Genomic DNA, 24,359 nt, shown 5'->3' on the forward strand with positions numbered 1-24,359 from the left:
ATGAAAAGAACAATATTAATTATAGGAATTCTGGCAATAGGTGCGATGTTTTCCGGTTGTAAGAAATTTTTGGATGTACAGCCCAAAACGAGTCTGCCTGAAGAACAGTTGTTTACTTCAGAAGTTGGTTTTCAACAGGCTTTATCAGGTGTATATGGCCAGTTGGCTGGTAACAATCTCTATGGAGATAACCTTTCTATGGGCTTCGTTTCTGCCCTGGCACAAAATTATTCAACACTCAATACGAACGCAGGTATTTCGCTGCAACAAACACAACTCCTAAACTATGCTTCAGCAGAAGTAGTAGGATACACCAATGCCATCTGGTCTTCCAGTTACAGTGCAATTGCTGCAGCAAATAAAATAATTGCAAATACAGAAACAAACCGTTCTGTACTAACCAATAATTCATATGCACAGCTGCGCGGTGAAGCCTTAGCCCTAAGGGCGTTTATACATTTTGATTTATTACGTATGTTCGGTCCCGAATATACTGCGGGTGCTAATTTAAAGGCCATCCCTTACAAAAAAGATGTAAACGAAAACGCAATTATACCTGGTACAACTGCTGACGTGGTTAAATTTGCTTTAGCCGATCTGAAAGAGGCTGCAGATTTGTTGCTAACGGTTGACCCGATCGTGACCAGCGATCTGCGTAGCAGGCGGAATAAGTTAAATTACTACGGCATAAAAGCACTGGAAGCAAGAATAAGATTATACAGTGGTGATAAATCAGGTGCTGCTGCTGCTGCAAATGTAGTAATCAGCTCAGGTAAGTATGCATTCGTAACCCAAGCTGCGGCTGGTGCCATTAGCTCAGGATTGGTGGTACGCGACCGCCTATATTTCAATGAGCAGGTATTTATGATCAGGGTTAGAGATATATTGCCAACTGTACAGCGTTACTTCAGATTTAGAGGTGCTTTAGATCAAACCCTTACGCGTACCCCTGCTAACTTTGCTACATTGTACGAAACTTCATCCGGTGGTGGTACAGATATCAGGTTTGTTTACCGTTTAGAGCAGGATGGAGGAAGCTTGTTCCCATCTAAGTTCTGGCAAGCCTCTACCGCTACCACTACAATTACCGATAATTTATTAGATCAGTATGTACCAGGCATACGTCTTTCAGAAATGTACTATATCTTGGCTGAAACTGCAGAAACACCAGCTGCAGGCGTTGGTTATTTAAATACGGTGCGCCAAAATAGGGGGCTTTCCAATCTGGCAACAACGCTCAGCGCTACCGATCTTACAGCTGCAATTACCAAGGAATACCAGAAAGAATTTTATGCAGAAGGCCAGTTGTTTTTTTACTATAAGCGTATTAAAGCACTAAGAATGCAATTTCGCAACATCAACATGACACCAGCGGACTACAAACTCCCGATTCCAGATGCTGAACTTCAATTTAATCCGAATTATGGAAACTAATCAAACTCGTATTATGAAATACTTATCATATATATTGATAGTGGCCTGTCTTTTTTCATGCAAGAAAGAAGCAGTCGAAAGCTATCAGGGAAAGGATGGCATCAGTTTCTTTGCCTACACTTACGAACTTTTGCATACCACAGCGGTAAGAAGCTACTCTTTTGCCTTGCAAGCAACTCAAAAGCAAAGAGATACCCTATTTATACCAATGCGCATTACCGGGAAGTTATCCGATCAGCCACGTACGGTATTGCTGAAAACGGCCCAAGGAACTACCGCAACTGCAGGCGTAGATTTTGAGCTGAAAGAATTCACCGTTCCGCCGGGAGCATCCACATTTAATTATCCGTTGATATTGATCAATTCTACCGGAATGGCCAGTAATGTCTACAGGATTGTACTGGAGCCAGCAGAAACAAAAGACTTTACTCTAGGTACTCTTGGCCAGACACCTGGTATTAATGACATTACGGAAGAAAACTTCCGATACCTAAAGATTGATGTAACCGGCCAATACATTGAGCCAAGTTATTGGATCTATCTCCAGGCGGATTTCGGGGAATTCAGCGCTGTAAAATACAAGTTCATGGTGAAGACATTGGGTATAACCGATTTTTCTTACGATAAGATTGGTTCTGACGGTGTACTGAACTTTCCGGTTACCCTAAGGAATGCACTGGCCGCTTATGAGGCTGCAAATGGTCCATTGTTAGATGAGAACGGTCAACAGATATCGTTCCCTTAATTTAAAATATTATGCATTTAAAATACTTTTTAAAGCTCAGTCCGATTTTTATTGTAATCATGTTGGCATTTGCTGCCTGCAAAAAAGACAATCAACAGTATAAATATGATCAAATCAATGATATTAAGATTACAGATGCAGTAACCGCTTTTACGGTTCCTCAACTGGATTCGCTGATCATCACACCAACATTGGCCCAAACAATGCCCGAAGGTGATTCATTTACCTATAGTTGGACAATTGATTCGACAACAATTGCTGAAACTAAAAATCTACGCATTAAAGTAACATTAAGTCCAGGCACTTATTCCATAATTTACAGAGTAACGAGTAATAAAAATGGTATTTACACGCTAAAGCGTTATACCATCACAGTAAATGGTGTTTATCCGGATGGCTGGTATGTTCTCAACAGCAAGGATGGAAAAGGTAAAGCTTCTTTGATCCGGACGGATGATGTGATTTTTGACAACCCAATGGAAGTAGCCAACAATAAAACCTATCCGGGAAAACCAATGGCTTTATATAATTTTGGAAAAGGTGGGTTCTTTTATTATTTCACTGATCAAAATGTATATCGCTTTAACATGAACGATTGGTTAGAACTTGGTGATAGAAGTTCGATACTTCCCGGTTTGGCAACACCGCTTCCATTTAAAACTGCACCGGCATTTATCATGAATACCTCAAAATTTGAACAATATATCGTTGCAGACGGCAGTCTGTATGTTGGCGTTTCAGGAACAAACTCAGAAAATCTGAAACCCTTTTCACAACGCATTCCAGGTAATTATGATTTATTCCCAGGTGTTTTTCCAGGCAATTTTAACACTACCTATTTTTACGATAATGCAACAATGAGTTTTATGCAGATGGGAATTTTGTCAAGAGTCCTGGAGCAATCGCCTGCAACACCATCGAGACCTTTCGATATGGCAAATGTAGGTAAGAAAATGATTGCCTATGATCGTGGCGTAACAACCTTGTCCCAGGAAGGTATTGAGTGGTATTACATCATGGAAGACAATAATGGTCGTTACCTGATGTCATTGACTGGCGACTCAGACAACAGTTTCCCTGGAGTTAACCAAAAAATGACGAACAGTCCGGAAATAGGAAGTGCAACTAACTTCGCAACCTCATCAATTTTAAAACAACTTTATTACACTGTTGGCAACAAGGTTTATTTGTACGATATGCTTGCAAACGCCGCACGTCTGATTTACACGTTCCCATCAGGATACGTAATTAAAGACATTGAAATGTTGCGTAGCACCAGTAAACAATTGGTAATCGGTGTTAATAATGGTGCAACGGGTGAAGTTTATTATTTCAGCATCAATGGTCAGGGGGAATTTAGTAATGGTACTTATGCCAAGAAATTTACCGGCTTTGGTGAAATTATACAAATTGCCCCTGCCAGAGATAACCTGTAAACACCCAATTGAATTATATTAATTATTTAACAAATACGATAATGAAAAAAATAGTCCTGCTCATTGCAATCCTGACTATCGGAAAGTCTGCATTTACTCAGCAGGCACAGCCGGCATATAAGGCAAGTTTAGATTCTCTGAAGATCTTTATTGATCTCTCAGAAAAAGAAGCCATTCTTAACCGTTTGGTCAAAGCCCATCCGAACGACAATTTTGACCAATACAGAGCTAAATTGGCCGAAAACTTTGTGATTGCAAAAAACTCAGCCAAGGCTTTACACTACTTCAACCAGATTGAACAGACCGCAAGGATCATGTATGTTGAAACAGTTGCGACAGGCATTATGACCTACGATTTGAAAGCTGCTGAAACATTAGTTGGACAAGAATTGAATAACCCAAAAAATGCGAAAGAAGAGCGGTTATTTTTGTTACAACTATATAGTCAGGTGGCAGATAAAATGGGCGACCATAACAAAGCTTTTGCCGCCATTAAGGAGTGCTATGAGCAGGCCGCCAGAAAAAGTGCAGGATTAACCGCGCAATATTATTATTTGATGAGCAAAACAGGCAGGTACCAGGAAGCGCTTCCAGAGCTGGAAAAAGCAGTTTTGTTAGGCTTGGCCGATGATGATTTTAAGAATGAACTGAAAAAGGCCTATATAAATGTGCATCCGGGAAAAGATTCAAATGCTTACCTGGCTACTTTAACCAAGCAGTTTGACGACAAATATAAAGCAGAAATAGCAGCCAAAATGATAACGGAGCAGGCACCTGAATTTAAAGTTAAAGACATAAATGGTAAAGAAGTATCCTTGTCAGACTTTAAAGGAAAGACCATTGTTCTCGACTTTTGGGCAACCTGGTGTGGGCCCTGTAAAAAGTCGCTTCCAGCGATGCAAATGATGGTTAATAAATATAAAAACGACCCGACGGTAAAGTTTCTGTTTATACACACCTGGGAAACGGTTCCAAACCCAAAACCTGATGCTGTAAATTACTTGTTAACCCATAACCTGGATTTGCCTTTGTATATGGATACTAAAGATCCCGTTACAAAAAAGAATCCTGCAGTATCGTCATTTGGCGTCTCAGGAATCCCCGCGAAGTTTATTATTGATGGCAACGGTAAAATACGTTTCAAAGAGCTGGGATTACTTTGGCCAAATGAGGTTGCTGTCAGGCAACTTTCAGCCATGATAGAGATGTCCCGTTAAAATTTAATCACCCAAAGAAACTCATAGAAAACAAACTGTATGAAAAAATTATTTTTAATATTCCTGCTGCTGCCTTTTATTGGTACGGCCCAAGTTAAAGGCACACATTTTGAGCATGGACTTTCCTGGCAGCAGGCAAAAGATAAAGCTAAAAAAGAGAACAAATACCTTTTGGTAGACTGCTTTACAACCTGGTGCGGCCCCTGCAAATACATGGCCAGTACCATTTTTCCGCAGGAAAAGGTCGGTGAATTCTTCAACAAAAACTTTGTAAATGTTAAGGTACAGTTCGATCAGACCAAAAATGACAGCGAAGAAGTTAAAAGCTGGTATGCGGATGCCCAATCGATGAGCAAAGAGTTCAAGATAAATGCCTATCCTACCTTCCTGATCTTTTCTCCACAGGGCAAGCTTGTACACCGTATTGTAGGCGGCGGTGAGGCGGATGAATTTATCGCTAAAGCGAAGATGGCGCTAAACCCAGAAACCCAATATTACACGCTACTGAAAAAAAGCGAGTCGGGAAATGCTGCTCCTGAGACCCTGAAACAGTTGGCAACTAGTGCCGAGGCCGCCTATGATGAGGAAAACTCCGAAAAGTTTGCCAGCGCTTACATGGCTACACAAAAAGACCTGTATAGCAAAGAAAACCTGGAGTTTGTGAGCAAATACACCAAAAGCAGCCAAAGCAAGGGATTTGAGCTGATGTTAAAAGATCCTGAAAAAGTAGATGCCGTTCTGGGAAAAGGAAAATCAAATGAAATCCTGGGTTCCGTTATTCTGGAGGAAAATATTTATCCCGGACTTCGAAAATCCAATGCTAATATAGATTCACTGGTTGCTGCCGCACAAGTGAAATATCCAACTGTAGACATCAGCAAAGCCACCGAACTGATAAAGATTCAGGTTTTTCATGCCGAAAAAAAATGGGATAAATTTCAGCCGGCATTACTAAGCTATATGAAAAAATATGGTGCCGAAGTGACCGCTGATATGTTGAATTTCTTTGCATGGGCGGTTTTTGAAAACTGTAAAGATACAAACTGTATTACTGAGGCGCTGAGCTGGAGTAAACGCAGCGTGGATGAGACCCAAACTAAGGAGCCTGCCTACCTGGACACCTATGCCAATCTGCTGTATAAGCTGGGCAAAAAGGACCAGGCGATTGCCATGCAGCAGAAAGCGGTGGACCTGGTTGCAGCCGAAAATAAAGCAAAATACCAGGTTACCCTGGAGAAAATGAAAAAAGGCGAATAAACCTTTAAGATTAAGTAAAAGGGATGTAGTTTATGACACTGCATCCCTTTTTTATTGTGTCCTGACATAAGCCTTAGCAATAAGGCTGTCCTGTAAGCAAGCACCTCCATGCCGAAATAACGCCGCCAACTTATAATATTAATTATAGTTATTCCTGAAAATATTTTTTAAATACCTAAGTATCAAAGTTGATGTCAGGTGTCCTTATGGAAATCGGCTCTCAAAATCTGATCTACAACCAACTAAAATCATCCTTATGAGAAAACTTTTACTTTACCAGCTAAAACTGATGGCAAAAAAGAACCTGATTATTTTCTTTTTTGCTTTTCTGACTTTTATGGGCGCTCAGAAATCAAGAGCGCAGATACAAACCTTTGTTCATCCGGGTATTGCGCTAAACCAGGCTGACCTGAATCAGTTGAAAGCCAACATTACCCAGGAACCTTGGTTGTCGGCTTACAACGCATTTAAAAATGACGGCAAGTCTAAGCTAAGCTATGTGATGGCAGGGCCATACGCTACGGTAAGCCGTGCTCCGCACCTAAATAACAATGCATGGATAAACGATATGGTTGCTATCCGTAACCTGGCCTTTATGTACGTTTTTACCGCAGATAGTGCCTATGCCCGAAAAGCAACCAATATGCTGGATGCCTGGGCAGTTACCAATACCACCTGGGGAGGCATTGAATCTATGCTGGATATTGGCGATTATGCCCAGTATTGGGGGGTAGGAGCAGAAATTCTGCGCTATACTTTTCCTGGCTGGACTGCAGCTAATACACAGCATGTAGAAAAATATTTTTCTGAAGTTTTATTTCCAACCTCATTTGTTCCATTTCCGTTGCGCGATCAAAACAAGGGAGCTATCCAATTAAAAATTGCCCTCGCAGCATCGGTTTTTTGTAATGATATTACCCGGTTTAACCAGTCGATAGAAGTATACAGGATGGATGCCGGTGGAGGTATGCGCAACTCGCTGCCCAATGGCGAAGTAGGAGATACAGGCCGCGATGACCACTGGCGTATACAGGCAGCTGCCCTGGCATGGGGCGCAGAAGTAGCCTACAAGCAGAAGGTAGATATGTTTGCCGAACTTGATAACAGGGTATTGGCTATTGGTGAGCTGTATCATCAATATGCTTTTGATGGGGCTAGCATGACCTATATCCCCTTTGGCGGTTATGCCAGTTATTGGACCAACTGGGGAATTATGCCGGGAGAAAGGCGTGGCGACATGACCAATATCATTCATAATGCATATAACAGGCGTAAGGGAATACCTACCCCTCATACCGATAGGATGCGGGCTGCTTTAGGTGGAGCAGGAGGAGATTTCTTGTATCTGAAATCATCCGATACTTCTACTGCGGTTATTTTGCCGCCAGTGTTTTATCCTTCAGAGCACGTGCAGCCAGTAAATAACCTAACCAATATTGATATTGGTAACCCCGGACTGGCAGGCAGCGCATCCTTCAATAACGGGATCTGGACAATAAAAGGTGCCGGAAATTCCACCAGTAATGCCTTCAGTTTTAGCTTTAAAAAAATGAGCGGCGATGCAGGTCTGGTTGTAAAGGTTGATAATATGTCGCTTACTACCGGAGGCTGCGGTGTTATGATACGCGAATCATTAGCGCCCGGTTCCCCTTTTTGGGATCTTTTTCTTGGGGCAAATGGCGGTATCGGAAGGCATGGACAGCCCAAAGCCCCCTGGTGGTTAAAAATTGAACGTGTAAACACACGCATATTTGCATACCACTCACAGGATGGCGTTAACTGGACGAATCTTAGTTGCTGGTATTCAGCAACCGGTTTCCCTGCACAACTGTACCTCGGTTTTTACACCATCTCTAATAATACATCGTTACATAATACAGCCACGTTCAGTAATGTAGGTTATAGCCAATCTGCACCGGCGGGATCTCCGGAGATTAGCAGTGCTACCACTGCCACAACTACCATTGGCCTACCCTTCAGTTACAACATCAATGCCAGTGCTAATCCTACAGCTTATAGTGCCAGCGGTTTACCTGCAGGGCTTAGCCTGGATGCAGCTACCGGTATAATATCGGGTACGCCTACGGCGCTAGGACAAAGTGAAGTAACACTAACTGCCACTAATACCAGCGGCAGCGGCACTGCAACTTTGATCCTGAAAGTGCTCAATAACCAGGCGCCTGTAGCACCCGCTCCGGTTACGGTATCTGTTGTTAATGGTACACAGATCAAACTGAGCTGGCCAGCTTCAGCCAATGCTACCAGTTATTCGGTAAAACGTTCGCTAACAGCAGGAGGGCCATATACCACTATTCAGGCAGCTATTACCCTCACCAGTTTTACAGATCCGGCTCCTGCACCTGAAGTAAATAATTATTATGTTATTACGGCATTTACAGGCAATATGGAAAGTGGTAATTCCAGCGAAGTTTTCGCATCTGTGCCTCCAGCAATTCCCAGCCGGCCTACAGTAGTTAATCAAAGCGACCGGATCAACCTTACATGGGATGCAGTTTTAGGCGCTGTTTCGTACAAGGTGAAACGTGGTACAGTAAGTGGTGGCCCTTATACCACCATTGCAACGGTTAGCACTTCCGCCTACGAAGATACAGCTGTTACCAGTGGCAGCCCATATTATTATGTGCTTTCTTCTGTAGGAAGCACAAAGGAAAGTGCCAATTCACCCGAAAGCTTTGGCGTTCCGGGCGCAAGTTCTTCGGTATGGAGCTCAACACCACTTACAGATTCGTTAAATCTGGCCAGCAACTGGATCGGAAATGCGCTTCCGGTAAATCCTGCCATATTAACATTCAATGCAACTACAGATTCACTACTGACCAACGATATAAACGGTATAATAGCATCGAGAATTCAATTTGAAACCGAAGCAAATGCTTATACTATTTCTGGTAATGCTTTAACGTTAAAGAACGACCTGGTTAACAACTCATCAAATCCCGAAAAATTAACCATGCCTATCATTTTGGGCGGACAATTAAATGTGGCTGCAAAAACAAACAGCATTGAGCTAAATGGCATTGTAAGCGGAACAGGAAGTTTACTTAAAACAGGAACTTCGGCACTTGTAATGTCTGGGGCAAATACGTATTCAGGTAATACAATTATCCAGGGAACAAGAGGTTATGCCTGGGGTTCAACTGATGGTATCCAGGTTATGGGTATAGGTACAGGCGCACCGAGTGCTCCAACCAGTGGCCCTTTGGGAACGGGAAAAATCATCATGGAAGGTGGTGCGCTGTATACCGGATTAACTACCGAAACGGCCACTTTGTATAACGATATTGAAGTTCCGGCAGGTAAAAGCGGATTCCTTTATGAGCGCCTGGGACATTTAAATTTATATGGAAAAATTTCGGGAGGTGGGGGACTATATAATGATGGATCTGATAACTATGCCACTGTTACTCTCTACGGCGATAATAGCGGCTTCACCGGGACTTTTATTACCAAACTGCGCAGTGGAAGCCACCGCTTGGCTTTTGCTGCGCCACAATCGGGCAGTGCGAACGCTAACTGGTTATTGGATGCTCAGGGTACAGATTGCCATCGGATTATGTTTGGTACCGGAGCCCTTGAATTCGGTTCGCTTTCAGGAAGGGGCGGTATCCGCAGTAATGTTGCAGGAACACCTATTATCAGGATTGGAGCATTGAATACCAATTCAAATTTTAGTGGAACAATGGCAAATGCAGCTGGTACACTTTCAGTAGAAAAAGTTGGAACAGGAATCCTAACTTTCTCAGGAAATAGTACTTTTGGAGGAACAACAACTATTTTAAACGGAACATTTTTATTAAATAACGGTTCTGCAGGTACATATAATAGCCCTATTATTGCCAAACAAGGCTCGTTAGGTGGAGGTGGAAAAAATACCAGTACGATAACCATCGGTACCGGTTCGGGTACTGGAGCTACATTAGTGCCAGGCACTGATGGAACCATCGGTACTTTAAGTACAACAGGACTTATTACCCTAAATACGGATGCAACCTATAAAGTTGATGTGAATGGTCCAGCTGCTACGTCTGACAAAGTGATTGCAGGCGGTGCTTCATTAAACCAGTCAAAATTGGTATTAAATAACCTTGTTTCAGGTTCATTGCCATCGGGTACAAACTTTACTATTTTAGACAATACGGGCGCTAATCAAATCAACGGTATTTTCAAGGATCTTCCTGAGATGTCACTTATTTCGGCAGGCAGCTATAATTTCCGTATTACTTATAAAGGAGGATCGGGTAATGATATACAATTGCTTGACGATAGAACCATTCCCATAACAATTATCAGTGCATTGGCCGATACTGCACTCATAGGCAAGAATTTTTCTTATGCGATTACCGCGCTTAAATCACCGACGAGCTTTAATGCCACTGGTCTTCCTGCCGGATTGAGTGTAAATGCTGCTACGGGTGTAATATCCGGAATTCCAACCGAAGCCGGACTTTTTAATGTTACATTAACCGTTTCAAACGAGACTGGAGCAGATACTGCAACCCTTTCATTAAGGATCCTGAATACTACAGTAGAAGACGTTCTGGTTGCCTCTGGCGATGCTAAGAGCATCATCGAATGGGATGCTATTCAAAACTTTAGTTATAATGTTAAGCGTTCGGCCACTTCAGGCGGACCTTATACCACCATAGCAAATGTAGGCGCTACAAAATTCATCGACACCAATATCAGCAATGGAACTTCTTATTATTATGTAGTTGCAGCGGTTGACAGCGTAGGAGAAATGCCTTCAAGCGCAGAAGTGCTGGCAACACCAAATGTGGGTCAGTTAACTTACCTGAAATTTGACGAAGCCGGCGGCGTACGGGGGATCGATAGCTGGGGAGCTACTCATGGCAGCTTAGCAGCCACAGCAACCCGGAACTCCGGAAAGTACGGAACATCACTTAAACTGGATGGGACAGCTAACGCTTATGCCACGCTTCCAACAGGAATAGTTAGCACTTTAAATGATTTCACCATTTCGACATGGTTAAAGATGGATGCCAAGACAAACTGGATGCGGGTGTTTGATTTTGGTACCGGAACCACTAAATATATGTTTTTATCAATTCAGGCAGGAAGTGCCAATGTAATGCGTTATGCCATTAAAAATGGAGGAGCGGAGCAGGTTGTAAGTTATAATTATACTTTACCGCTCAATACCTGGACCCACTTTGCCATTACCCAATCTGGCAATACTTGCACAATGTATATCAACGGAACTGCTGTTGCTTCCAATACGGGTCTTACAATAAAGCCTTCTGCTATTGGCAGCACAACGCTGAATTATCTGGGTAAATCGCAGTTTAACGATCCGTTGTTTAATGGTTCGATTGACGAATTTAAAATCTACAGCAGGGCCTTAACCGCTGCAGAGATTGCTCAAAATATGAAGGCGGGCCAGAATATTATATTTAATGTACTGGCAGAAAAAGGACAGGGAGATGCCGATTTTGATCCTGCTGCTACTGCAACATCGGGTCTTCCGGTAACTTATACAAGTTCAGATTTATCGGTGGCTACCATTGTGGATGGAAAAATACATATTGTAGCTGCCGGAACTTCAAACATTACCGCATCGCAGGCCGGAAATGCAGATTACTTATCAGCACCATCGATAACGCAGGTATTAACTGTTAAAAACATACAGACCATAAACTTTGCTGCCATTGCCCCGAAAGTTCTGGGTGATGCTGATTTTGCCCTTGAGGCCGCTGCTTCTTCGGGTATTCCTGTAAGCTTTAGTAGTTCGGACGAGCGTGTAGCTACAGTTATAAATGGCGTAGCACGCATTTTAAAAGCCGGAACTACGGTATTTACAGCCAGTCAGCCCGGAAATGAAACATACAATTCTGCCAGTGTTACACAAAACCTGACTATACTGCCTTTAAATTTAAAGGTTTTATCGGCTGATGGTGATAACGGACAGCAATCGAACAATGTAATCAGGCCAAAGCTAAAGATCGTAAACGGAGATACCATTTCAACCAGTTATAACATACTTACAGCCCGTTATTGGCTTACGGCTGAAAATTTTGCAGGCATTAATACCTGGATAGATTATGCCCAGATGGGCAACAGCAAGGTTAAAACCAAATATGTTGCGTTACCTCAGCCAAGAAACGATGCATATGGCTATATCGAATACAGTTTTGATGCTACCGCAGGAACACTTAGCGCTGGTGCCAGTTCAGGCATTATCGAATCGGGCCTTGCCAACTCAAACTGGGCAAACTTAACCGAAAGTAACGACTTTTCTTATCGTACAGGTTCTACCTACGCTGACAATAGCAAAATTTCCTTATACCGTAACGGAACCCTCATCTGGGGAAATGAGCCAGCGCTGATAACCGAATCCAAAAGTGTAAAAGTACTTACAGAGGGTAAAAGTGCTGGAAGCAGCACAATCAGCACCTATTTAAAGCTAGAGAACACAGGCAATACTCCAGTAGATTACAAAGATATTTCCATCAGGTATTTCTTTACCCCTGAAAGTGCAGCAGGCCTGAACTTCTGGGTAGACTATGCCAATTTGGGAGTGTCTAAAATTCAGGGGCAGTTTGTGGCTATAAGTCCGTCAATAGGCACTAATGGTGGTGCATATCTGGAACTGAAAGTAGATTCGAGTGCCGGTAAGCTGCATCCCTTAAGTGAAACAGGAAACATCCAGTACCGGATTGCCAAGTCAGACTGGTCAGCGTTTAACCAGTTAAATGATCATTCTTACCAGACGGGCAATTTTGCTGAAAATAACCATGTGTGTGTTTACTACAAGGGAGAATTGATTTATGGCACAGTGCCTACCGGTACAAATAACCAGTTGGCTATTACAGCACCGAAAGAATCCAACATTAATTTAGCCAGCAGTATCGTAATTTATCCAAACCCGGTAACAAACAACAGGTTTAATATTACCACAACTGCAAACCTGTTAAAGAAGGAAGTAGAAGTGAAGTTAGTAGATTTAACCGGGCGCACCGTGTATTCAAAATCTGCGGTTAACAATTCAGGCGATATAGAAGTGCAGTTACAGCGGCAGATATCTGCTGGGCTTTATATTCTGCTACTTAATAACCAGTATGCAGGCAAAGTGCTTATCAATTAGTCTTTGATTTAATTTTTATCCGTTCAGGAAGGGCGCTTTTAATTGATGCCCTTCCTGTTTTTAAGTATGGCCAGTGGGTATTTTAACTTACCTGTTAAAACTGCTTTGAGAAAGGGAATCCAGTAAAAATGCTTTAACGATAATAAGCGCTCATCGAAACTTAATGTGCAATCGATCCACATTTATATATCTAACACTATGAAAATACGATCAAACCAGGTGTCTACTAAAAAGTGGACTTTATTAATTCTGATTCTTTTGCATCAAGCAGTATCTGCTCAGTCTATAAACGGTATCCAGACAGATGCCAGTGCCAGGAACAATATTTACACTGCGGTACCATTCCTATTGATTACGCCACAGCCAAGATCAGGAGCAATGGGAAATGCTGGCGTGGCCCTTGATCCTGATGCCAATTCTACTGTTATGAATACATCTGCACTTGCATTTCTCACAGAGGGAGATTTCGGTATTTCCTGCTCTTATAGCCCCTGGCTCAAGCAGCTGGCCCCTGATATGAGTATTTCATACCTTAGCGGGTATTATAGGGTGAACCAGCGGAATACAGTATCTGCATCCATTAGGTATTTTTCTATGGGGGATATTAATTTCAGCGACGAAAATTTTCAGAATCTCGGTGTTTATAGCCCCAGTGAAGCTGCATTCGATCTTGGCTATTCGCTCAGGCTTGGTCCGGATTTCGCTCTTGGCGGAAATGTACGGTATATCAGCAGTAACCTTTTTGGCGGAGGAACAGTTAATGGAAACAGGGGCTCGGGAAAAGCCCTGGCTGTAGATATTTCTGCTTTTCAGAAATCGGATATAACGCTGGCAGGCACTCCTGCGGTTTTAAGCTTTGGCCTTAACTTGTCCAATATCGGCACAAAAATGAGCTATCGCAATACTGCCCAGTCTTACTTCCTTCCTGCAAATATGAAGATAGGATCTGCACTTAAAATAGGCGAAGGCCAGAACAAGCTTACATTATTGCTTGATTTTAATAAACTGATGGCTCCAACGCAGCCAATTTACGGCCCCGATGGGTATATAGTAAAGGGCCGGGATCCTGACCGTTCGGTGCCATCAGGGATTCTAGGCTCTTTCAGTGACGCTCCAGGGGGCTTTCGTGAAGAATTAAAAGAGGTTGGCATATCAACGGGCGCAGAAATGAGCTTCAAAGAGACGCTGTACCTCAGGGCTGGTTACTTGTACCAGCACCCCGAAAAAGCCAATACCTCTTACCTTACCCTTGGCCTTGGAGTCCATTATAGTAGCCTTTCCCTTGATTTTTCATATTTGGTAGGATCGGGTTATAATCCCCTTAGGAATACCCTGCGGTTCGGGATACAAACAAGGTTCAACAGGTTTAAGTAAATCTAAATTTAGGTTCTGGGTATATCATTTGGTGTTTATTATCTATCGGGCAGACCGTAATAACCTGGTTGAATTTATTAATGCATATTTTAGATGACACCCTTGCCAGAAACTATAAAAAATGAGCGCGCTATTAAGAGCACTGAATTTTTGGATAAAAGAATTATAGGTCACTAACTCACAATCATGACTATTGCCAAATTATATTTTTTGCCAGGGATAAAGACGATGAGTTATGAAAGTATAAATTGGATTTTCATGCTCATAAAATGGAGTTTATAGAGTATTATATAAAGATTTGTATGTCTATAAAATATAACAAAACTACCCCTGCTAACAGAACAAATGTTGCGACGATATTTATTATGATATATACCCTTACAAATTAAACCGTATGAAATTAAATTACCCTGTAAAAAGTGTGTTTTCGGCATGCCTGGCGTATGCAGCAATTGGAATCGGGTACACTTCCGAAGTACAGGCACAAACTGCAAAAGTGATCAAAGTTAAAACAGACCACTCCATTGCCAAGGTACAGCCCAATATGTGGGGCGTTTTTTTTGAAGACATCAACTTTGGTGCTGATGGCGGCATTTATGCCGAACTGATCAAAAACCGCTCATTTGAATTTGCAAAACCGCTGATGGGCTGGACTTTTCAACCAAAAAAACCACAGGAAGGCGAGATATTGGTGGTGAACCGGAAAGAGGCGAACACCGCCAATCCACGGTATTTACAGGTAAAAAAACAAACTGACGATTTTGAACTTGTAAACGAGGGCTTTAAAGGCATGGGCGTAAAAAAAGGCCTGCGTTACGATTTTTCTGTGATGTACCGTCAATCAACCCCGGGGGTTAAACTTGTACTCCTGTTAAAAGATGCGAACAATAAAGTTATCGGACAGGGAAGTTTAACACCTGATCAGACCGGTAGCGACTGGAAAAAACAGTCGGCAAGTTTTACCGCTACCGAAACCGATCCAAAAGCAAAATTTGCCATTGGGTTCCAGGGAAAAGGAAATATCGATCTGGATATGATCTCATTATTTCCCAGCGACACCTGGAAAAACCGTCCGCAGGGCTTAAGGGCCGATATGGTACAGTTACTTGCTGACATGAAGCCCGGTTTTATCCGTTTCCCTGGTGGCTGCATTATAGAAGGCACCGATCTGGCCAACCGTTATCAATGGAAAAAAACCATCGGCCCCATCGAAAACAGACAACTGTTGATGAACCGCTGGAATACGGAATTTGCACACCGCCCTGCACCTGATTATTACCAGAGTTTTGGTTTAGGTTTTTTCGAATATTTCCAACTGGCAGAAGATATAGGCTCTGATGCCCTTCCGATATTAAATTGCGGCATGGCCTGTCAGTTTAACTCTGCAGAAGTAGCTTCACTTGACGAACTCGATCCTTATGTTCAGGATGCGCTGGACCTGATCGAATTTGCGAATGGCGATGTAACTACCAAATGGGGGAAAATGAGGGCAGATCTGGGCCATCCAAAACCTTTCAATTTAAAAATGATGGGTGTTGGAAACGAAAACTGGGGCCCACAGTACCTGGAAAGGCTAGCGGTTTTCACCAAGGCCATAAAAGCCAAATATCCGGATTTTAAACTGATCTATAGCTCTGGCACCGGTCCTGATGGCGATCGGTTTGACTTATTGAATACCACTTTAAGAAGCAATAATGCCGATTTTATCGATGAACACTATTACCGCCCTGCCGATTGGTTTTTGAAAAATGCCGGGCGTTACGATACCTATCCAAGAAACGGATCGAAGGTTTTTGTTGGCGAATATGCCGTCCATGCAGACAATAGTATAATTGGAAGTAACCGCAACAACTGGCAAAGTGCCTTAGCTTCGGCTTCGTTGATGACAGGCTTGGAACGCAATGCCGATGTGGTACAGATGGCCTCATATGCGCCGCTTTTTGCCCATATCGATGCCTGGCAATGGGCACCCGATATGATCTGGGTAGATAACCTGAAATCGTACGGAACACCTGATTATTATGTACAGAAACAGTTTTCTACCAATAAAGGAACCGATGTGGTTTCGGTTACACTCGATGAGAAGAACATTATCGGTCAGGACGGACTTTACGCTTCTGCGGTAACCGATCAGACAAAAAAAGAACTGATCATTAAAATTGCCAACAACTCCGATCAGGCACAAAACATTGATTTCGACCTGGAAGGAAAAATGAAACTAAAGAGTAAGGCCACCAATGAGGAAATAGCCAGCAGCAACCTAAATCAACTCAACTCTTTCGAAAATCCCGAAGCGGTTAGCCCACAAAAAAGCGCTATTAACCTGAAAGGCAAAAAACTCAACATCACTTTAAAACCTTATTCTTTTAACGTTATCAAAATTCCATTTAACCAATAGATTTAACGAGATCATGATTCTTCGACAGGATTCGGATTTCTCACTGGTATTGCTGTTTAAAACCGTTCATATCAGATTATAATTTAGTTAGCAAAGGGATATCCCGGATGAGGATGTCCCTTTATATTAATTGCCCCCTTCTCCTCTAACCAAAGTACAATATGTGAAGCCACTAACTGAGCACATATTCATCCCGCAATACTAGACAGGAATAAATTTTCAGAAATAACCGGATCAGGAGAGTATAAGTTAGACCGCATTGTGTCTTACTACTAACCAACCAACTATAAACCAAATTTTATGAAGTCTTTATACCTAAAGAATCCTAAATCCGTGTGTTTAAATGTCTCTGTGACGTTTAAATTTTTTCTGGTTCAGGCAGAAACCCATGGGCATTTTGAACTGTACTTTTCAAAATCGCTGTGGCTTCTTCCCAAGATTTTCTGATCGGCCCCAACTGTTCCATTAAAGGAACATTCATTTGAATCAATTGCACTTATAACACATTTATTATGCGTTTTGTATTTTTTTTATGCCTTTGCATTTCTTCAGTTTCTGCAATGGGGATTAATCATTACGGGTGGATCAGGCAGGATACCACGGTAATCCAGAAGAGTTTAGCCCATATTTCCGCTAAAGATTCGCTCCAGAAGAAGGTAGCTAATATTGGCGGACTAAATAAGAGTGTGGTGAAATCTGCCCGGATATCTTCATTTCCAGGGGTTTCCCTACAACAATATTTAAAAGGACAGGCTGCCGGGGTAACTGTCCAGGAGCCAAGCGGTGAACCTGGAACAGAGCAACATATTTTTATACACGGTACCGCTGTTCCACTCTTTTCGGCGAAGGATATTTCTTCATCACAACCTTTGATTGTGTTAGATGGGGTACCATTAATTTCCAAGGATCATCCTTTTGCTTACGATATCCAACAGTATGATTACAACCGCATCGGTCCCGCTACTAATCTGCTTGCCGGAGTTGATCCAGAGAACATCGAATCAATAGAAGTGATTAAAGACCTGAGCGAGGTAGCCATGTATGGCCCAAGGGCGGCTAACGGCGTTATTCTTATCCGTTCTAAAAAACCACAGGCGAAGAAAACCATTAGCTTCAACTCCTATATTGGTCTGGCAACACGTGATGGGGTTAATACCCTTAACGGAGCATCTGAAAGCAATTTCAGAAAACCGTTTTATAGCCAATACGCAACAGAAGAGCAAAAACAGAATACTCCGGCTTATCTGCGCGATTCGCTGTACAGCATTTATTACGGACCAGCCAACTGGACGGATCTATATTATAAAAATGCCTTAATATATTCGGCAAATGCAAGTCTTGCCGGAGGCTCTGATAAAACTAATTTTCGGGCATCACTGGGAAATCAAAGGAATAACGGGGTGGCAGACGGAACCGGACTGAGCCGTTATAGCATTGGCTTTGTAATTAGTATGAAACCCCTGTCATGGTTAAATATAACTACATCAATTAACGGCAGTCAATTGGTACGCGATAGAAACAGGTACCTGCGCGACCGTTTCGCCGAAGAAAGGTATCTCCCGAATTTAACCAATCCAATTTCACCGAACAAAGATTTCTATGCCAACTACTTAGGTGAATATGATAAATCATTTGATAAGAACAAAACCAATATTTTTGATGGTTATACAGAATTTGATTTCAGTTTTGGTAAACTAAATATCACTTCCAGGTTTTCGGCCGACTATAATGAAGGTTATCGGGATATATTTTATCCCAGTACACTGCTTGAAACGAATAGCTATGTATCCAATTACTTTGGATATAACCAGCGCCTGACAGCAGAAAATATAATAAGCTATTCATTCGACTGGAATAACGTTCACAAGCTTGATTTACAGGCAGGCCAGACATTACAGTGGGATACTTACCATTACAACTATGGATACGCTTACAGAGGTTCCAGTGATTACATTAAGATCAATTTACTTAATGATCCTAAAAATCCGCTTACCGCTTTCTTTTCGTATAACCCCAACACCGGATTTCTTAATACGTTGATGTACAGGTTTTTGGATAACATTCAAAACAATCTGATATCCTTCTATGGAAAAGGTACTTATAGTTTTAAAGAAAAATACAGTCTATCAATAATGCTTAGAACAGACGGCTCTTCAGCAGCCCAGCCCACAAGCCGCTGGTTCTTTTCGCCGGTGGTTTCTGCCGGATGGAACCTGAAGAATGATCTGTCACTTCAGGGTAGCAAAATATCCGAACTGAAATTACACGCAAGTTATGGCCGTATAGGCAGGGTGCAACTGGACGATCGTTATGCCGCAGGCCCTCAATATACGGTAGATATCGGTTACACCGGTGAGCCCCGTGTAGGAACCTACTCTGGTGTGGCAACGCTAAACAGGCCTTATAGTTCGGGATGGGTTGGATATAACATTCCATGGGCTTACAGCGAACAGATCAACATTGGAGGAAACATTGGTTTTTGGGGCAATAGGTTAATGATTGCTGCCGATGTATACAGTAGATCAGATAAAGATCAGCTGATCGGTGTGCCTGCCTTTGCAGAATATGGTTATACGCAATCTTACCAGGCTGGAATGAATATCAACAATTCCGGAATTGATGCTACCATCAACGCCAATATATTCCCCAGTTCCAAAAAACTTCAATGGAATTCATCATTAAATATCAATTATAACAGAAACAGGCTAAAATCATTACCGGGCGGACTTCGTGAACTTGTAGTGGGAAACCGCTTGCTACAGGTTGGAAAGGCTGTAGATCAATATTGGCTGCTGGATAATGGCGGCATTTACAAAAGTGATGCTGAAGTTCCTGTAAATCCTAAAACGGGCCTGCCCCTTAATTTTCAAGGGATTCCACTTAAGGCTGGCGATGCCATATGGAACGATCGCAATGGCGATTATACCATTGATGATGCAGACCGTATACTAACAGGCCATTCTCTTCCATTAGTGTCGGGCGGGTTTAACAATGATTTTAAATATGGTAATTGGACGCTTGGACTGAACCTTTATTATAATCTTGACCGGAATATCATCAATCAGGACATGGCAAAAAGATTCGATTTCATCAATCAGGAAAGTGCCAACGATATAAATTCGGTCAAAGAAGTTACATTTTGGGAAAAACGCGGCAATTATAACAAATACCCGGTTTACAATCCCTGGAGTAGCGCAGTGCCGTACCGAAGTGATCAGAATCTTTTTCTCGAAAACGCGGCTTTCCTGAAATTACGCTCAGTATCTGTAGGCTATGATCTGAAAGACTTGCTGAAACGTAAACGCTCGAAAATTGACAGGTTATATGTTTATGCTACGGCCAATAATCTATTCACCCTTACCCCTTATACAGGGCGCGATCCCGAACTGACAGACTATGCAGGCTACGATACTGGCTACGGACTGCCTATTCCAAGAACTTTTACACTTGGAGTGAAAATGGAATTATAGCAATTGGAACTAACAAAGACTTAAAATTAAAGAAATGAAAATTCGCAATTTAATCGTATTGATTGCCGCCTTAACTATATTCGGTGCCTGTAAAAAGATGCTTGATGTTCAATCGAGCAGATTGGTCGGCGAGGCCAATATGTACAGGACGGTTGAGGATGCCCGTGCAGGCCTGATGGGCGCATACGGACTGGCCCGGGCAGCGGTGTGTGACAATGACAGGCACTGGATTTATGGCGATCTTAGGGCTATAAATGGAGCTGGGGGCGACTTTAGGAGTGTTAATCGCTTGGATATGAAGTCTATAGCTGATAATAACCTTCAGGCGACTTTTCCGGTCGTACAGGCCCTGTCAAACTGGAGAAGATTTTATGCAGTAATCAATGCTGCCAATATATTTCTTGAAAGGGCACCGGGAATTGTTGAGTCTGATAAACGCTATTTACCGCAGGATCTTAAGCTAGATGTAGCCCATGCAAGATTTCTCAGGGCTTTCATGTATTTCTACATGGTCAGGATCTGGGGAGATGTGCCTTTCATCATCAGTTCGCATGACGGACAATTTGAAAACAAGCCCAGAGAAAACCAACAGAAAATACTTGCTTTTGCAGAATCAGAGCTGTTGCTTTCGGCACCAGATTTACCTGTAGCCTACAACAAAAACCAACCTGAGCAGACCCGGACTCCCTACTATACTATTGAGGAAGAGATGGCTAAAAAGCATACAGTTTATGCTGTTCTGGCGCATGTATATGCCTGGCAGGGTAAATATGCAGAGTCAGCCAAATGGGCTAAATGGGTACTGGATAATATGAGCCTTGCAGAGATGGGAAATGAAAGGATGTTCTTTATGAATGTGGATCAGACCCGGCAGATGTTTAGAGGTGAATTTGGTAATAATCAATATAATATTATTGCCGGATTTAGCCATATGTTCCTAAATGCAGAGAGTGGTACCTCAGGTTTTATGGAGGAGCTTACACTTGCTGCTCCTTATGTCATCAACAAAAGCTTACCGGCAATATACGTTCCCAAAGATTCGATCCTATCCATATTCAGTCAGGAAAATGATGCACGGTTCGGTATCGACAAGATTACCTCAACACCAACTTCCGACCGTTATTTTGGTGTTTTTGATAGACCTTTTCCTGTTTTTACCAAAGTATTTATCATCCGTGATAATAATCCGCCTTTGAATACCATAAATGGTGCCGGCTCTGACGGCTCGATGACCCAATATGCAAGTTCTATTGTTTTTACCAGACCAGAGGAAGTTGCGCTCTTACTTGCCGAAGCCAGAGCAGTGCTCGGCGATGTTGTCGGTGCAACTGGTCTGTTAAATGCAAGGCGGATCAATCGTGGCCTTCTCGCTTACGATCAGACTAAAGATGGGAGCCTGATCGATGCGATATTCCTCGAACGGAGAAAAGAACTTATGGGAGAGGGATGGAGATGGTACGACCTGATCAGGTACAAAAAAATCAAAAATAACGATCCGGCGTTCAATGCGCTCATTCAAAACGGAGGTATTTATTGGCCCATAGCAAAATCACTGCTTACCCAGAATTCATTATTAACTCAAACGACGTATTGGAACAGATAATTTATGGTTATGAAACGTATACAAATGATATCTAAATACATGAGCGTGCTCCTTCTGGGATCAATGCTTGTTGCTGGCTGTTCAAAGGATAAAGGTGATTATAATTACATCAACAGTACAGTAGCCTTTCCAGGAACTACATACGATTATTTGAAAAGTAAGAAAGGGATTTTTGATTCGCTCTTATTTGTAATCGATCGGCTAAAATTAACCGATACGCTGAGGAACAACAATGTAACCTTATTTGCAGTTACCAATCAGAGTTTTCAACAGGTAGTCGATAAACTGAATACCACTAGAAAATTACGGGGAAAGGCTCCGGTTTACCTTAAAGATATGGCAGATGAGTCGCTCGATAGTATGATCTGCAGGTATGTAATCAGGGGAAGTTATACAGCAGATTCGCTGACGCAGACTGATGGGAAAATGCTTAGGGCCGTTAGGTATGCTTACCCCATGAACGGTAAACTGGCAACTGCCAATGCGAGTGGATACAAGGGTGGTGGGCCGGCGGTAATTAAATACTTCTTTACCAAAAAAAGCAGCTTCGTTAAAGACTGGGTTTTAGCTACTGCTGATGCAATTAACATCCGTACCTCCAACGGGATAGTGCACGTACTGGAAACTACCCATCCTTTTGGATTCGGCGAATACACCAAACCTAAGGCCGAACCCTATGATAAAAGTACATTCAGGCTGGCAGGTTACAATGGACCGTTTATTCTGCCTTCGGTCGTAGGCGAAACCGTTTTAATCGAAGCTGAAGACTATGACCTGGGAGGAGAAGGTGTTGCCTATCACGATGACTTAACTAAAAACGGGGGCAACTACAGGCCAGCTGAATATGTAGATATTGATGTTGCATTCGGGAGCCTCGGGCAGATGTATACCGATGCCGCTGGTACTTATACCGCAAGTTATTCTATAGGATGGACAGTAGCCGGCGAATGGACTGTTTACTCCGTAAATGTACCGGTAGAAGGAGATTATAAAATTACTTCAAGGCTCGGTAACGGCAATGCTTCAACTCCTTTAAAGTTTCACATAGAATTTGATTACAAAGACGTAACAGGATCCCTGACTTTTCCAAACAATAAAGGCTGGTGGGTCTGGCAGTTGGTCGAGAGCCCTGTATTTCACCTGAAGGCAGGTAATCATGTTATGAGGTTTTTTCATGAAACCAAAGATATACAGGTGAACAATTTTGTCATCAAACGGGTCAACTAAACTATACTGATATGAAATTTAGAACAATATGTATATATCTTGCTTTTGCAGCGGTTATAATAAGTACAGCAACGGGTTGTAAAAAATGGCTGGATATCCCTGCTGATGTAGATTATTTCAGCGAAAAAGTAGATTATACTACGAAAACTTTTTCGCCGGTACTGGGGCGTACAACCGTTATAACCAATATTTTTAACTACGACAATTCAAGTTTACCCTTAACTTTTCAGCTGCTGAACGTTAGAAAAGCAGATGGTACCCCTGCTGATAACCTCACAAAGGTACAACCGGTCTGGGTATGGTCTACCGCTTATGATGGCAAAGAAACGAGTCTGCAGCAAATTCTCGATAAAAGAAAAAAAGAGGATCACCCCTTATGGGAACTGAGAAAATCGGGTGATCTGATTCTCTGGCAGAGTGCAACAAATGCATCGGTACCTGCGTATCAGGGTTCTACAAACCCTGGAGGCTATCTTTTCGATGTCAAAGTTTCCAATTCCGGAGGAGAGAAAACCATTAAAGATCTGTTGCTTAATCCACTTAGGGAAATGCCCTATGAGCCTACCAATATGGACGTGATTTCAAGTCTGCCGAAAGATTCCATACTACCTTCTGAATTAAGTGGGATGATCGGCCAAAATACCAGAAAAGCACTTTCTAACGAAAATAAAGATGTTTACATCTATTTTAAAAGAACGGGCAACGGAAATTCATTAACCTTTAAGTTTCTGGACAAAAATAAAAACCCGATGAATGTAAATGATTTTAAGGGTACCAAATGGGCCGAACTGATACATGGCTTTAATATGCAAAAAACGGGTGACTATGTCCGGTATGATGTGGCTTACCCGATTCCTCTGGTTAAACTTCCAACAAAATATACCAATGGCGATGGTTCCAGGGCCATGGTAGAGTTTAGTTACAGCAGGATCGGTTTTAATGGGATAAGGGAAACCGGAAAGCTGAAATTTAATTTCAGCATCTTCCGCGAGGGGGATTGGGAAATAGATTTTCATTTCCGTAATGACACACCCAGGTTTCAGGACGAATATTAATGTGTAGGCTTAATATGATA

General features: G+C 42.3%; 12 protein-coding genes. All 12 read left to right on the forward strand.

Annotated features, from left to right (window positions below; translation table 11 throughout):
- The 12 genes from EYS08_RS05180 (at nucleotide 1) to EYS08_RS05235 (ending at nucleotide 24,339) form a co-directional block, all read left to right on the forward strand.
- Nucleotides 1-1,434, forward strand: coding sequence for a RagB/SusD family nutrient uptake outer membrane protein (locus EYS08_RS05180; protein WP_131028840.1), 1,434 nt, complete (start codon nucleotides 1-3; stop codon nucleotides 1,432-1,434).
- A 13-nt stretch (nucleotides 1,435-1,447) separates the two neighbouring features.
- Nucleotides 1,448-2,179, forward strand: coding sequence for a DUF4843 domain-containing protein (locus EYS08_RS05185; protein WP_165456379.1), 732 nt, complete (start codon nucleotides 1,448-1,450; stop codon nucleotides 2,177-2,179).
- Between the two features lie 11 nt (nucleotides 2,180-2,190).
- Nucleotides 2,191-3,615 (forward strand): PKD-like family lipoprotein, encoded by a 1,425-nt coding sequence (locus EYS08_RS05190; protein WP_131028843.1) that lies wholly within the window; start codon nucleotides 2,191-2,193, stop codon nucleotides 3,613-3,615.
- Between the two features lie 41 nt (nucleotides 3,616-3,656).
- The gene (locus tag EYS08_RS05195; protein ID WP_131028845.1) at nucleotides 3,657-4,832 is read left to right on the forward strand and encodes a redoxin domain-containing protein; all 1,176 of its coding nucleotides are present in this window, start codon (nucleotides 3,657-3,659) and stop codon (nucleotides 4,830-4,832) included.
- 39 nt (nucleotides 4,833-4,871) lie between these two features.
- Entirely contained in the window at nucleotides 4,872-6,089 is a 1,218-nt protein-coding gene (locus EYS08_RS05200; protein WP_131028847.1) for a thioredoxin family protein, read from the forward strand.
- A 256-nt stretch (nucleotides 6,090-6,345) separates the two neighbouring features.
- Nucleotides 6,346-13,212, forward strand: a complete 6,867-nt coding sequence (locus tag EYS08_RS05205; RefSeq protein WP_131028849.1) for a cellulose binding domain-containing protein — start codon at nucleotides 6,346-6,348, stop codon at nucleotides 13,210-13,212.
- A gap of 198 nt (nucleotides 13,213-13,410) precedes the next feature.
- Entirely contained in the window at nucleotides 13,411-14,586 is a 1,176-nt protein-coding gene (gene porV, locus EYS08_RS05210; protein WP_131028851.1) for a type IX secretion system outer membrane channel protein PorV, read from the forward strand.
- Between the two features lie 394 nt (nucleotides 14,587-14,980).
- Entirely contained in the window at nucleotides 14,981-16,984 is a 2,004-nt protein-coding gene (locus EYS08_RS05215) for an alpha-L-arabinofuranosidase C-terminal domain-containing protein (protein ID WP_131028853.1), read from the forward strand.
- Between the two features lie 512 nt (nucleotides 16,985-17,496).
- Nucleotides 17,497-20,454 carry a SusC/RagA family TonB-linked outer membrane protein gene (locus EYS08_RS05220; protein ID WP_131028855.1) on the forward strand — a complete coding sequence of 986 codons (2,958 nt, stop codon included), beginning with the start codon at nucleotides 17,497-17,499 and terminating at the stop codon, nucleotides 20,452-20,454.
- 34 nt (nucleotides 20,455-20,488) lie between these two features.
- Nucleotides 20,489-22,057 (forward strand): RagB/SusD family nutrient uptake outer membrane protein, encoded by a 1,569-nt coding sequence (locus EYS08_RS05225; RefSeq protein ID WP_244215857.1) that lies wholly within the window; start codon nucleotides 20,489-20,491, stop codon nucleotides 22,055-22,057.
- Nucleotides 22,058-22,066: 9 nt separating this feature from the next.
- On the forward strand, nucleotides 22,067-23,284 hold the full coding sequence (locus EYS08_RS05230; RefSeq protein ID WP_165456380.1) for a carbohydrate-binding protein: 1,218 nt from the start codon (nucleotides 22,067-22,069) through the stop codon (nucleotides 23,282-23,284).
- A gap of 11 nt (nucleotides 23,285-23,295) precedes the next feature.
- The gene (locus EYS08_RS05235; RefSeq protein WP_131028859.1) at nucleotides 23,296-24,339 is read left to right on the forward strand and encodes a DUF5007 domain-containing protein; all 1,044 of its coding nucleotides are present in this window, start codon (nucleotides 23,296-23,298) and stop codon (nucleotides 24,337-24,339) included.
- The last annotated feature ends 20 nt before the right edge of the window (nucleotides 24,340-24,359 follow it).

The organism is Pedobacter kyonggii, assembly GCF_004310665.1.
GTDB lineage: Bacteria > Bacteroidota > Bacteroidia > Sphingobacteriales > Sphingobacteriaceae > Pedobacter > Pedobacter kyonggii.

Bases quoted from the DNA above. Each gene is read 5' to 3' on its own strand.
- porV (WP_131028851.1), top strand. From the start codon at position 13,411: ATGAAAATACGATCAAACCAGGTGTCTACTAAAAAGTGGACTTTATTA.
- EYS08_RS05220 (WP_131028855.1), top strand. From the start codon at position 17,497: ATGCGTTTTGTATTTTTTTTATGCCTTTGCATTTCTTCAGTTTCTGCA.
- EYS08_RS05185 (WP_165456379.1), top strand. From the start codon at position 1,448: ATGAAATACTTATCATATATATTGATAGTGGCCTGTCTTTTTTCATGC.
- EYS08_RS05195 (WP_131028845.1), top strand. From the start codon at position 3,657: ATGAAAAAAATAGTCCTGCTCATTGCAATCCTGACTATCGGAAAGTCT.
- EYS08_RS05200 (WP_131028847.1), top strand. From the start codon at position 4,872: ATGAAAAAATTATTTTTAATATTCCTGCTGCTGCCTTTTATTGGTACG.
- EYS08_RS05180 (WP_131028840.1), top strand. From the start codon at position 1: ATGAAAAGAACAATATTAATTATAGGAATTCTGGCAATAGGTGCGATG.
- EYS08_RS05215 (WP_131028853.1), top strand. From the start codon at position 14,981: ATGAAATTAAATTACCCTGTAAAAAGTGTGTTTTCGGCATGCCTGGCG.
- EYS08_RS05225 (WP_244215857.1), top strand. From the start codon at position 20,489: ATGAAAATTCGCAATTTAATCGTATTGATTGCCGCCTTAACTATATTC.
- EYS08_RS05230 (WP_165456380.1), top strand. From the start codon at position 22,067: ATGAAACGTATACAAATGATATCTAAATACATGAGCGTGCTCCTTCTG.
- EYS08_RS05205 (WP_131028849.1), top strand. From the start codon at position 6,346: ATGAGAAAACTTTTACTTTACCAGCTAAAACTGATGGCAAAAAAGAAC.
- EYS08_RS05235 (WP_131028859.1), top strand. From the start codon at position 23,296: ATGAAATTTAGAACAATATGTATATATCTTGCTTTTGCAGCGGTTATA.
- EYS08_RS05190 (WP_131028843.1), top strand. From the start codon at position 2,191: ATGCATTTAAAATACTTTTTAAAGCTCAGTCCGATTTTTATTGTAATC.